Origin of the sequence: Undibacterium sp. YM2 (assembly GCF_009937975.1) — a bacterium.
Classification (GTDB): Bacteria; Pseudomonadota; Gammaproteobacteria; order Burkholderiales; family Burkholderiaceae_D; genus Undibacterium.
In genome coordinates this window covers 1957820-1971432 of the sequence record NZ_AP018441.1, presented here as the reverse complement: position 1 = coordinate 1971432, position 13613 = coordinate 1957820, and the positions used below count along the sequence as shown (strand labels likewise).

Genomic DNA, 13613 nt, shown 5'->3' with positions numbered 1-13613 from the left:
ATTTTACGGGCGAAGCGCAACCACCTCATATCAGTCACGACTTGCAATCTGCAAGCGCTGGCACACTTGGGACAATACAAAATAATGACATACTTTTCAGGATGATAAAGCGCTCGAAGTAATTGCCTGCGTCTTCGTCATTGCACAATCGCACAAGATAAATTTTACATCCATGAAAACGCGCTTCATCGGGCAGCCAGGATTTAAGCCAGACTGATGCGGTTGCGCCCTTCCTGCTTAGACACATACATCGCGGCATCTGCAATATCAAATAACTCATCAGCATCCAGCGTAGATTCAAGATCAGCGACCCCCCCGAAAAACTGACAGAGAAATGTCCACCCTCGCAGTGCTGCTGTATCTTGGTGAAGGCCAGCCTGACCTGATCGAGGACCCGGCGCGCCGTGCTGGCATTGGTGTCGGGGAAAATCACGGCAAATTCTTCGCCACCGTAACGGCCAACGATATCACTGCGGCGCAAACGCTGGCGCAAGAGTCTGGCCAGAGTACGCAGTACCTGGTCACCTGCAGGGTGGCCATAGGTATCATTGATGTATTTAAAGTTATCAAGGTCTATCATCGCCAGGGCCAGCGGGGAACCGGTACGACCGGCCTGGGAAATCTCGGATGCCAGTTGTTCCTTGATCGCCGTGTGATTAAACAAGCCTGTCAGACCGTCGCGCATGATCAGTGCGCGCAAGGAGCGGTAACGCTCAGCTCTGGAAGCAATCGAAGATTTCAGATATTCAGGTGCTACCGGCTTGGTAATGAAGTCATCCGCCCCTGCCCTGACAGCATCAAGCTGCTTGCTGAGGTCTGCTTCACTGGACAGGAATACGATGGGCACATCGACATAAGAATTATCTTGCCGGATTAGGCGCGAGAGTTCGACACCACTGCAGACTGGCATGTAAATATCCATGAGCAGCAATTCAGGACGGAAATCTGTCATCACTGTCAATATCTGGGTAGGGTCATTGAGCAGATACACATTCATGCCGGCATCACGCAGGATTGCGCCGTAAAACTTGGAAGTTACGGCATCATCATCGATGATGAGCACGCGATAACCCTTGTTTTCATCAAGCTGCAGCAGGGATTCTATTCGTTCAGTCAAAGCAACAACATCGACAGGCTTGGTGAAATAGCCGTCACCACTGGCACGCACGGCCAGCAAACGCGAATCAAAGCTGCTGGAACGGGATACAAACACGGTGGGAATGCGGAAACGTTCTATCTGCTTGATGCGCGATATCTCTTCAGCCCCGGCGACCTTACCCTCAGGAAAACTTAGTTCTATGACGATGACATGCGGCCTGCGGGTAGCCACCGCCTTTGCCAGAGCTCCGAGGTGATTCATGCGCACCACTTCATAGCCGAAATGCTCAAGCTGCGTGGTAATTTCCTGATTTTGGGCCTCATCCTCATCCACCAGATAGATCAGGTGGGGGTCGCTTAGTTCGCGCTCTTCTTCCTGCACGCTCTCTGCCACGCCATTGACTGGCTTGGTATCATGCTTCAGGGCATACTCAAAATAGCGGTTAACTTCTTCCGAATAAGCTTTCAGCTCTGCCGGGTCCCAGGCTTTTCCTTCAAGATGCGGTTTCAAGGTAGATTCAAATACCCTGGCCTGCGTGCCTATATCAGCAAAACCAAAAGTACCGGCCGAGCCCGCCATGGTGTGCAGGTGACGGTGCAGGACAACCATGGATTCCTTGTCATCCGGGCGCTCAACGACCTTTTGCAAGGTACTGGTTATCTCTTCAAACTTTGACGGCAGTTTTTGCAGGAAAATTGCTTCGAGAGCAAGCAATTTTTCTTGCAGGCTATCATTTTTGTCGGACATTTAAGCCTTCTCCTGCCATAAACCTCGCACCTGAGTCGATAACTCCATAGGGTCAAAAGGTTTTGCAATGACGCCTATGGCGCCCAGCGACTTATAAAAATCCATTTCGGATGACTGCACCTTGGCAGTCATGAAGATCACCGGCGTAGAGGCGGTGCCTGGCAATTTACGTAGTTCTGCCAGGGTGGTCGGGCCATCCATATTCGGCATCATGACGTCCAGCAGCAGCAAATCAGGGACGAAGCCAGCATTGACTTCGGCAATGGCCTGCGCCCCTGAACTACAGGTTTTCAAACTGAAACCACCGACAACTTCCAAAGCAATTTGAGCCACGGTTTGTATATCAGCATCGTCTTCAACATACAAAATGCTGGCGAGCGTTGCAGAAGTCATTACTACTCCTTATTGCGATAGATAAAACAGATGATCTCAGGATAAATCAAGATTACTCGCAAAACAACAATAAATCCTGTCCATTATCAGAATAATCATCATACGCAGAGCCCTCGACAACAAGTCAGCACTTAAATTCGCCTTTTACTTCCAAAGTAAATGTATTTTTTGAAATAATTACTCATTTATGCATCAAGCAATCAGGATTATCATTACCTCAAGACAAGTAATTGGAGAATAGGACTGTTTTTCTGTTTTCATGGACCACTAATATCTCAAGCAAAGAAAAAAGCACCTGCTTTGTAATATGATCTGGCGCAAACCAGCCAAATCAAATCAATTTATAGAATTCACAGGAGTACAGATGCGCCTTGCGTCTATCGCCATATCCAGCATCGTTTTACATTTTGCGCTGTACCATCAGCCCGTCCAGGCGCAACAAGTAAAGGAAGCGCCTTTGCGTGCGCATCTGGCATTTTTATCTGACGATTTGCTGGAAGGGCGCGGTACCGGACAACGCGGTGGCGATCTCGCCGTGCGCTATCTGGAAGCTCAGGCAGCAGCCATCGGCCTGGTGCCCTTACCGGGCGCAAATGGCTATAGACAAACGGTGACACTGGTAGGCAGCCAGACACTCAGCAGCAGTCAACTGCGCTTTGAAACAAGCAAAGCTGCGCTTTCGCCTATCCTCGGGACCGAGATTGTATATGGCTCCTCCAATGGTAAAGCCAATAATGATTTCGACGCTCCTTTGGTATTTGTTGGCTATGGCGTGCGTGCGCCAGAAGAACATTGGGATGATTTCAAAGGCATGGACCTTAAAGGAAAATTGCTGGTAATGATGGTCAACGATCCCCAGCCAACCGTGGCAGAACCAAATCGTTTTGCAGGAAAGGCACTCACCTATTATGGCCGCTGGACCTACAAGTTTGAAGAAGCGGCAAGGCAAGGTGCTGCGGGTGTTTTACTGATACACACTACGCCATCAGCCAGTTACGCCTGGAACGTGCCGCAAACATCTTTTAGCCACGAGCGTTTCAGTCTTGGCAGCGATGATAATAAGGGCAATGCGCTGGAAGGCTGGCTACAGGAAGATGCTGCCAAAGCCCTGTTCGCTGCGGCAGGGCAAGACCAGGATGGGTTGCGTGCACAAGCTGAGACCCGTGAATTTAAACCTGTTGCTCTGGATGCCAGGATACATGTGACATTGCGCAGTGCAGTGCGTAAAGTGGAGCAACAAAATATCATAGGCATGGTACCCGGCAAGGACACAAAACTGAAAGATCAGGCGGTACTGTATTCCGCACACTGGGATCATCTGGGCATAGCGCAAGAACCAGGTAAACCTGCACAAATCTGGAATGGCGCCGTGGATAATGCTTCCGGTGCGGCGGCATTGCTGGCCATGGCACAAGCTGCGGTGACACATCCAACGAAACGCACACAGATTTTCTTGTGGCCAGCGGCGGAAGAACAGGGTTTGCTTGGCAGCGCATTTTACGTACAACACCCCTTATGGCCACTGGCAAAAACTGCGGCTGATCTCAACCTGGACAGCATGAATTTTGTTGGCAAAACCCAGGACATGGGTGTTGCTGGCAGCGAGCACAGCAGCCTGTTTCACAGTGCCACAGCCGTTGCAAGAAAAATGGGCTTGCGCATTGCACCGCCCGTTGCCGATTTAGGAGGAGCTTTCTTCCGCGCCGATCATTTCAATTTTGTACGGGCGGGTGTTCCGGCATTTAATGTCGGTTCTGCCGTGTTCTCTGGTGATGGTTCATTTGCCTTCGATCATGATGCCGAACAGGAAGCAGCACAAATGAAAGCGTTTAAAAAAGACTACCATACCCCGCGCGATCGCTACAACCCGGCATGGGATTTGAGCGGCATGCTACAGCAGGCGCAATTTACTTTGAATCTGGGTTATGCGATTGCTAACGCTACTGCGATGCCAGTCTGGAAAAAAGGTGGAATATACAGACGAGCAACACAGTAACAGGACTACAGCAGGGGCGCCGGATACGCTCTTACCGGCGCCCTCCTGCCAGGCCATATCAAAGCAAAACTAAACGATCACCTGGCTCAAACTATTTCAGCGAGAAATCTACCCGGTTCGGACTGCCCTTATCCTTGATGCCGTCGGCATTCAGTTTAGGGGCGATCAGGAATAGCCTTTCACGCTCGACACCCGATACATCTTCCAGGTAATCACGCACATTATCCGCACGTTTTTGGGCCAGGCTGCGCAAGGCATCCGGCGTGACCTGGGTATTGGCGAGTATCATTTTCTCAGCTTCTGCCGTTGGCAGGGTCTTGGCGAGGCCAATCGCATTACGGGGTTTGGTGAATTTTTCGGCCTGATAAACCTCTTCTATATATTTGGCTTTTTCAGTATCGCTAATGACGATGTCTTCTTTTTTGACCGTGCGGTCTTTCTGACGCACGTCTTTCCATTTCAGTTCGCGCATTTTCTGCAACAACAGCAACTGGCGTATGCCATCGCCATCAGTCGCTGGCTCTACACGGCCTATGATATCCAGCTTCAATGCACTGCGGTTTTTTAGTGCCTTGGCGAGATTATCAAGCTTGGCTGTTGCCTCTGGGGTCAAACTGGTCTGACCGGGCAGAAACTCGGTGTAAGCGAGTTCCTCCCCACCACCAAACATGGAACCCAGCAAGGCAAATGGTGAAGTCACTGCCTTGGTGATCACATTCATGAAGACCTTGAAGATGATGCCGCCAACTGAGAACTGTGGGTCAGACAAGGAGCCGCTGATCGGCAAATTGATATTGATACGGCCCTGGTTGTCGCGTAACAAGGCAACGGCCAGCATGACAGGTAATTTGGTCGCGGTAGGACTATCTACTCTTTCACCAAAAGTCAGCTGATCAAGGCGCACATCGTTTTCTGCCTGCAACTGCTGGTTCTCTATGCGGTATGACACCTGCATCGACAACTTGCCTTTTTCTATGGCATAGCCAGCATACTTGGCTGCATAAGGAGTCAGCCGTGTCAGTTCCAGGCCGTTTGCACTGGCCTTGACATCCATGAAAATGGGATTGGATAAAGGATTCAGGGTGCCGGATATCACCAATGGCGCATCATCATCAACCTTGCCTGTGAGTTCGATAGTTGCTGGCTGAGGATTGTCAGAAGCTATAGCACCTATGGTACCTGCAACACCGGTCAGGTTGGCAGTGTAATTGGGCTTGACGAAATTATCGGTAAAATTGATATTGCCGCCTTTAAGCGTGGTCTGTGCAATGCGTATGGCAACCGGATTGGCTTTTTCCACCTTGGCGGGCAGGGGTACAGTGACGATAGTCGATGTTGCAGTTTTGCTGGTGACAGCTTTGGCTGTGTCATCTGACTGGGCAGCCTGAGTTGCCTCAGCTTCTTCGGCATCTGCTTTCTTGGTGCTGAGTATGGTTTGTATATTCAGCTTGCCCTTGGCGGACAAGATCGCGCGCGCATAAAAATCATTGAGTGCAAGTTTTTTCAGGTTGACCAATTGTTTGTCGCCGCCAATCTGGGCACTGATGCCATCCATGGAAATGTTTTTCCATTCCAGGAAATCTTCTTCAGCGCCATTTTCCAGCAGGTGAAAATCATTCAATGCCAGCATGCCCTCATAATTGATCTGCCTGCTGCTATCGAGCACATTAATCAGGCTCAATTTACCCTTGATATCTGCCCTGCCACGTGTCAGCGCAGCATTCACGTACGGTGATACGTAGGGGAATAATGCAGACACAGGCAAACCCTGTCCATCCAGATTCATGTTGATGTTTTTTAGCTGACTGGATGCGCTTGCATCCAGGCTCAACTTCGATTTTTTTCCTATATTCGTCTGCAAAGTCATCTTCACAGCCTGCGACATATCACTACTGAGTTTTTCTGCATGCAGGTTAAAACCATCCAGCCTGATTTTTACCTCTGGTGACATGGATTTGTCGTTGAAGCTGACAGCACTATCCCTGAAATCCAGACTGGCCAAATTGACTTTCCATGCAGGAGCAGTCGCGGTGCTTGCCGCATTGCTGCCCGCAGTCTCAGATGCAGCCTGATTTGTGCCTGCACCAGATTTCAGCCATTTTTTGAAATTCATTACCGCCTGTTCATCACGCCGCACATCACTCACCAGGCCATCAAACAGCACGCTGCCTATATTGACTTGCCTGTTCTCCATGCTAAGAGTCAGCTTGTCTATTGCTAATGCTTTCAGGTTAAAACTGCCGTCGTCGGCAGACTTGGGTTTGATGGCGAACTGGCTCAGTTTCATGCCCAGATCATCGACTTGCACCAGGCCTTTTTGCACCTGCAATTGTGCATTCACATCAAATTTGCCGCTGACACTTGCGAGCAGATAATTGCTCAGCAAAGGCTGGTAAGTAGCCAGTGACCATGAACTCAAAGCCAGTTGTGCTTTGAGCGTGCCAGCCAGCGCTTGCATATCCCCTTCCAGTTTCAGGCTTTCATCATTTTCACCGCTCAGTGCAAGCTTGAAAGGCGCAGCTTTGGCATCTGCTGAGGACGACAAACCATGTGCCGTCAGGCTGATATCTTTCAAATTAACGGTCTGGGCAGGATTGGCATGCTTGGCGTCACGGAAATGCACTATCCCTTTTGACAGTTGCAGTTCTGCCAGTTGCTGCAAGACCGTGACAGGTTTTGCCACGCCCGCTGCAGAAGACGATGCAGAAGCAGAGGCACCTACCACTGCTGACACTGCTGGCGCTGCCGCATTCTTGGTATTTGCTTTGCCATTTTTAGCTGGGCTAGCTGGGGCAGCCAGGCTGGCCCAGTTCAATTGCCCCTGCTGATTGATATCCAGCCAGATTTCTGGTGCTGACAGCTCCAGTTTACTGATGCTGGCTGCCGCTGTCATGACATTGACTTGCTTGATTTGTGCATGCAGGCTGCCAAGTTTCAGCAAGGGTGCATCTGACTTGTCGTTGACATGCAGCTCATCCAGATGCACGTCACCCGCCAGCAATAATTCAGGGTGGGCATTCTTGCGGCTGAAAATCAAATCCAGTTTGGTCGACAATTTTGCATTCTGGATTTGTACTGGCAAGGCCACGGGTATATAGGGCAGGTATTGTGTCAGGTCCAGTTTATCGAGATCAATAGCCAGTGAAGTATCAAGACTGCTAGTAAATGGCTTGGCCCTGCCCTTGAGGACAAAGTTTGCACCATTGACCTTGGCCGATAATAGGGGTTCGACAAAACTCTCTACCTGATTCGGGAAGTTGGACACAAAGGGCACACCGATTTGCAGTGCCTCTATCTTGAATTGCTCATTGACGACCTTGTCATCGATCTCTATGCGGCCACCGGCAAGCTGAAGGTTCGCCAGCGAAAAGCGCGTCGTTGATTCGCTCTTGGGCATGGCGGCAATTTTTTCGAGGATATCACTGAAATTGTAGCGACCATAGCCCTCACCTGGTGTGCGGATAATATGCACGTAAGGCTCGGTGAGTTTGACTTCATCAACGATCAGAGCCTGACGAAACAGCGATGCCAGCGACAGATTCAGCACCAGTTCCCTGGCCTTGACTGCGGGTGTGCGCTGATCAGCCTCATACAGGGTCAAACCCTCTATCGTCAGCGCCAGCTTGAAAGGTGAAAAGCGGATATCCACCATATCCAGCTTGCGGCCTATCTGTTGTTGCACTTGTTCAGCTGCGATGCGCTTGACGATACCTGGCAAAAAAGCCCAGCTTAACACTATCAACAGTAGCAGCAGCCCGGCAAAACCCGCAGCCCATCGCCCCAGATGCCAGCGTTGATTTGCATTCGTAATTTTCTGTTTTATTGTCGTCATGGCGTAGTCTGATGAGTCTGCAGCGTTTGTGTTCTAAACAAGATTATAGTCGCCAGCGGCAGCGATAAAAAGAAAACCCCGCAATTGCGGGGTTAAAGAATGTCAATCAGTAAAGATTTTGAGCCTGCTAAGCCAGCAACTTACCTGCAAACACCCTGGCCTGCGAAGGATTGGCTCCTATGTGATAAGCCAGGTCTGCCGGTCTGGCAATATCCCACAGTGCAAAATCGGCCGCCTTGCCCACTGCCAGACTGCCAGTTTCTGCATTCAAACCTAGAGCTTGCGCTGCATGGCAAGTCACGCCTTGCAGTGCTTCCAGCGGCGTCATGCGGAACAGGGTGCAAGCCATATTCATGGTCAATAACAGCGAAGTCATGGGTGAGGTACCAGGATTGCAGTCCGTTGCCAGCGCAATTGGCACGCCAGCCATACGCATGGCAGCCAATGGCGGGTATTTGGTTTCGCGCAAAAAATAAAACGCGCCAGGCAGCAGCACGGCCACAGTGCCACTGGCTGCCATCGCTGCTATACCTTCATCAGATAAATACTCCAGATGATCGGCAGACAAGCCTTTATATTGTGCCGTTAATGCGGCCCCACCCTGATCCGATAATTGTTCAGCATGCAGCTTGACTGGCAAGCCATGCGCTTGCGCCGCCTTGAACACCAGTTCGGTTTGCGCTGGCGTGAACCCTATTTTTTCACAGAATACATCAACGGCATCGACCAGGCCTTCAGCGACTAAAGCTGACAACATCTGCTCGCAAACCAGCTCGATGTAATCATCAGCCCTGCCTGCATATTCTGGCGGCAAGGCATGTGCGCCCAAAAACGTGGTTTTGACTCGTACTGGAAATTCACGTCCTATACGTCTGGCTACACGCAATATGCGTGCCTCGGTTTCCAGGTCCAGGCCATAGCCAGACTTGATTTCCAGTGTCGTCACGCCCTCAGCCAGCATGGCATGCAGGCGCGGCAGTGTAGCCGCCAGCAATTCATCCTCAGACGCTGCGCGTGTGGCACGCACAGTGGCATTGATACCGCCGCCCTGCCTGGCGATTTCTTCATAGGCGACGCCGTTCAGGCGCGCTTCAAATTCATTGCTGCGGTTACCGGCATACACCAGATGGGTGTGGCAATCGATGAGGCCGGGCGTCAGCCAGCAACCCTTGCCGTCGTGGGTTTTGGCCGCACCATATTCTGCGGGTAATTCGCTCTGCGCGCCCAGCCAGGCGATCTTGCCATCCTTGACGGCGATGGCAGCATCCCTGATTTCGCCATAGCCATCTGTCATGCAAGCCAGGTGGACATTGATCCACAAGCTATCCCAGGATAAGACTGTAGTAGTCATCAACTGTCACCCATGCTCAAAAATTGTATGCGTATCAGATACAGTACTGCGTCTTCATCAGCGTGCAGGTTCAGTCGTATGCCCTGATGCTCATGCTCTTCTTCAAACAGACAGCAATCATAGTCTTGCAAAGTCTCACCTGTAGCCAGGCGGGCACTGCCTTTGGCACAGAACAGCAAAAGCTGCTGGGCATCATTGGCTTCGATGAAATGCTTGCCAGCTTCCAACCTTTGCATGTGATGGGTGCAGACATCACGCCGTGTCATCATGTTCAGGTCCAGCACGGTGCCATGCAAGAGTTCGGCATTGATGGGTGTTTCACCTTTGAACTGATGCGGCAGGCTATCCTGTTTGAGGAAAACACTCTGGCCATGGGCCTGCTCGCTATCGCTATGCAGTATCAGGCCTTCACCAGATAAAATCGCCAGCGTTCTGTCTATCTGGGCGAAATGCGAAAACGGGCCACTGCTGCTGACTTCTGCCGTACTCAGACGCCAGACGAAATGGTCGAGGCTGGCACCGCTTGGAAATATTGCCAGCTCAGTCGTGCTGCCGCCGCCATTTTTCCATGGCATGGTTTGATAGTCTAGTCTTGTCCACTTACGCATGGGTATCAAAAGCTTTCAACAAAATACAAAAATGGCCCTCCCAGATGAGAGAGCCACTATCTTAATACAAACTGTTAAGCTTCAAGCAGAATCAGGCCAAATACAGATTTTGATACAACTGCTGGCATTGTGCGCTCAAATGGCCTTCAACGACCAGCGCTTTTGCTGCTTCTATATCAGGGGCAAAGAACCTGTCCTTGTCATAGAAAGCCACTTTTTCACGCAAAAGTGCGTGAACCTGCTTCAACATAGCCGATGTTTGCAAAGGCGCATGGAAGTCCACACCTTGTGCCGCCGCCAGCAATTCTATGCCAACGATGGTCGCCGTGTTGTGGGCCATTTCATGCAAACGGCGTGCGCCATAAGTCGCCATGCTGACATGGTCTTCCTGGTTGGCAGAAGTCGGAATACTGTCCACACTGGATGGATGGGCATGTGATTTGTTTTCAGAAGCCAGCGCTGCTGCTGTCACGTGAGCGATCATGAAACCAGAATTCAAGCCAGATGAGGGTACCAGGAAAGGTGGCAGGCCAGAGATTGATGAATCGATCAGCAAGGCGATGCGGCGCTCAGAGATGGAACCAATTTCTGCTATCGCCAGCGCCAGGGTATCTGCCGCAAAAGCCACAGGCTCTGCATGGAAGTTACCACCAGAAATGACTTCACCGGTTTCAACAAACACCAATGGATTATCTGTCACCGCATTCGCTTCTATCAGCAAAGTGCGTGCTGCATTATTGATAATGTCGAGGCAGGCGCCCATGACTTGCGGCTGGCAGCGCAGGCAATATGGATCTTGCACACGTTCGTCATTGACGAGATGGGACTGACGGATTTCACTGCCTTCCAGCAGGCTGCGATAAATCTGCGCTGTCGCAATCTGGCCAGGCTGGCCACGGCTGCTATGAATGCGCGCATCAAACGGCGCATCGCTGCCCTTGGCAGCATCGACTGACAAGGAACCAGTAATAGTGCCAGCTTCCAGCAAGCGCTCTGCCAGGAACAGGCCATTCAATGCCAGCGCTGTCGATACTTGCGTGCCGTTGATCAGTGCCAGACCTTCCTTCGCTGCCAGAACGACAGGCTTGATACCGGCAGCAGCCAATGCTTCTTTGGCTGGCACCAGTTTGCCATTGACCCGTGCATCGCCCTCACCCAGCATAGCCAGGGTCATGTGTGACAAAGGTGCCAGATCGCCGGATGCACCAACTGAGCCCTTGACCGGGATAGTCGGCATGATGCCTGCGTTATACATGGCGATCATGCTGTCTATCACAGAAGCACGTATGCCGGAGACACCACGCGCCAGGCTGGCAATCTTCATCGCCAGGATCAGGCGCACGACTTCATCAGAAATGAATTCGCCAGAACCAACAGAATGCGAAAGAATGAGATTGCGCTGCAAGAGTTCCAGTTGATCGTCAGGGATACGGGTCTTGGCCAGCTTGCCAAAACCAGTATTGATGCCATAAGCAGCATCGCCTTTGGCAACGATTTTATCGATGGTGGCGGATGATGCATTGATTGCTGCATAGGCAGATTCTACCAGCTTCAAAGGCTGCGCCTTGATCCAGATAGAGCGCAAGTCGCTCAGCGTGAACTGGCCGGGTTGAATTTCAAAATGATTACTCATGTGTTTTTCCTGAATACTTTTAATAATTTGCATGGTCAAATTCGGAGGGCAATCTACTCCTTCCCATTCAAGGGGAAGGTTGGGATGGGGATGGATTTCTTCAGCAATTTGGATTCGTAATCGATCAACCGAAACCCATCCCCACCCTAGCCCTCCCCTTGACGGGGAGGGAATATAAAAGCAAATTACTATTCTCGCGATAAATAAAATCAGCTTACTTGGCAGTACCCTTAATCATAGGCAACTTCAAACCCTCACGCTCAGCACAAGCAACAGCCTGTTCATACCCCGCATCCGCATGACGCATGACGCCAGAACCGCAGTCATTGACCAGTACACGCGCCAGGCGTTTTGCCGCAGCTTCAGTACCATCAGCAACGATGACCATGCCAGAATGTTGAGAGTAACCCATGCCCACACCACCGCCATGATGCAGCGATACCCAACTGGCGCCGCCAGCCGTGTTCAACAAAGCATTCAGCAAAGGCCAGTCGGACACTGCATCTGTACCATCGCGCATGCCTTCTGTTTCACGGTTAGGGCTGGCGACTGAGCCTGTATCCAGATGGTCACGGCCAATGACGATCGGTGCTTTCAATTCGCCATTCTTGACCATTTCATTGAAGGCCAGACCAGCGATATGCCGCTCACCCAGGCCCAGCCAGCAAATACGCGCTGGCAAACCCTGGAAGGCAATGCGCTCACCCGCCATTTCCAGCCATTTGTGTACGCCCTTATTCTCTGGGAACAGCTCCTTGATCTTGGCATCGGTCTTGCGGATATCTTCGGGGTCACCCGACAAGGCTACCCAACGGAACGGGCCTTTGCCATCGCAGAACAGCGGGCGGATATATGCCGGTACAAAGCCGGGGAAGTCAAAGGCATTCTTGACGCCGGTGTCAAAAGCTACCTGGCGGATGTTATTGCCGTAATCAACAGTCGGTATGCCCATGGCGTGGAAATCCAGCATCGCTTGTACATGCACAGCGCAGGCTTGTGAAGCATCAGCAGTCAGTTTCGCATGTTGCGTAGCGTCTTGTTGCGCAGCCTTCCATTCAGCCACGGTCCAGCCTATAGGCAGGTAACCATTGATGAGGTCATGGGCAGAGGTTTGATCTGTTACCAGATCAGGTTTCATGCCCCCAGCTTTTGCGCGCTTGACCAGTTCAGGCAAGATTTCTGCGGCATTGCCGAGCAAGGCGATGGATACTGCTTCTTTACGGTCGCAATGATGTTTGATCAAAGCCAAAGCATCGTCAAGGTTTTTGGCTTGCTTGTCGACATAACGGGTACGCAGGCGGAAGTCTATACTTGATTGCTGGCATTCAATGTTAAGAGATACCGCACCGGCGAAGCTGGCCGCCAAAGGTTGCGCGCCACCCATGCCGCCCAGACCTGCTGTCAATATCCAGCGGCCACCCCAGTCACCATTGAAATGCTGGCGGCCAGCCTCGGCAAAGGTTTCATAAGTGCCCTGAACTATGCCTTGCGTGCCTATATATATCCAGCTACCGGCAGTCATCTGACCATACATGAACAGGCCCTTGCGGTCGAGTTCATTGAAATGTTCCCAGTTGGCCCATTTTGGTACCAGGTTGGAATTGGCGATCAGCACGCGGGGTGCGTCTTCATGGGTCTTGAACACGCCTACCGGTTTGCCGGACTGTATCAGCAGGGTTTCATCTTCACCCAGTTCTTTCAGCGATGCCAGGATCTGGTCATAGCATTCCCAGTTGCGGGCTGCTCGGCCTATGCCGCCATAGACGACCAGATGCTTTGGGTTTTCTGCCACTGCAGGGTCAAGATTATTCTGGATCATGCGGTAAGCCGCTTCGGCTACCCAGGTCTTGCAGGTTTTTTCTGCGCCGCGTGGTGCGTGGATTTCGCGGCTGGCATCCCAGCGTGGATCGTTGTTCATAGTCTCTCTCCATCAGTCAGTGAATACAGGATAGCG

At 51.3% G+C, this 13613-nt stretch carries 8 protein-coding genes; 1 reads left to right on the top strand and 7 read right to left on the bottom strand.

The annotated features are described in order from the left end of the window. Window positions 1-34: 34 nt before the first annotated feature. A complete protein-coding gene (locus UNDYM_RS08820) occupies window positions 35-1846 on the bottom strand; it encodes a diguanylate cyclase (RefSeq protein WP_162040724.1) in 1812 nt (603 codons plus the stop codon). Beyond that, on the bottom strand, window positions 1847-2239 hold the full coding sequence (locus UNDYM_RS08815) for a response regulator (protein ID WP_162040723.1): 393 nt from the start codon (window positions 2237-2239) through the stop codon (window positions 1847-1849). A gap of 364 nt (window positions 2240-2603) precedes the next feature. Between UNDYM_RS08815 and UNDYM_RS08810 the strand changes: the two genes are divergently transcribed. Next, window positions 2604-4235, top strand: a complete 1632-nt coding sequence (locus tag UNDYM_RS08810) for a M28 family peptidase (protein WP_162040722.1) — start codon at window positions 2604-2606, stop codon at window positions 4233-4235. Between the two features lie 91 nt (window positions 4236-4326). Here the strand turns inward: UNDYM_RS08810 and UNDYM_RS08805 are convergent, their stop codons facing one another. From UNDYM_RS08805 to hutU, 5 genes are all read right to left on the bottom strand, one after another. Further along, window positions 4327-8067, bottom strand: a complete 3741-nt coding sequence (locus tag UNDYM_RS08805; RefSeq protein ID WP_162040721.1) for a DUF748 domain-containing protein — start codon at window positions 8065-8067, stop codon at window positions 4327-4329. Window positions 8068-8194: 127 nt separating this feature from the next. Next, complete coding sequence (gene hutI / locus UNDYM_RS08800) at window positions 8195-9418, bottom strand: imidazolonepropionase (protein ID WP_162040720.1); 1224 nt, start codon at window positions 9416-9418, stop codon at window positions 8195-8197. Continuing rightward, on the bottom strand, window positions 9418-10026 hold the full coding sequence (locus tag UNDYM_RS08795) for a HutD family protein (protein ID WP_162040719.1): 609 nt from the start codon (window positions 10024-10026) through the stop codon (window positions 9418-9420). The genes hutI and UNDYM_RS08795 overlap by 1 nt, the downstream gene beginning before the upstream one ends. 91 nt (window positions 10027-10117) lie before the next feature. Then, complete coding sequence (gene hutH / locus UNDYM_RS08790) at window positions 10118-11659, bottom strand: histidine ammonia-lyase (RefSeq protein WP_162040718.1); 1542 nt, start codon at window positions 11657-11659, stop codon at window positions 10118-10120. 214 nt (window positions 11660-11873) lie between these two features. Beyond that, window positions 11874-13577 carry a urocanate hydratase gene (gene hutU, locus UNDYM_RS08785; RefSeq protein ID WP_162040717.1) on the bottom strand — a complete coding sequence of 568 codons (1704 nt, stop codon included), beginning with the start codon at window positions 13575-13577 and terminating at the stop codon, window positions 11874-11876. Window positions 13578-13613: the final 36 nt, after the last annotated feature.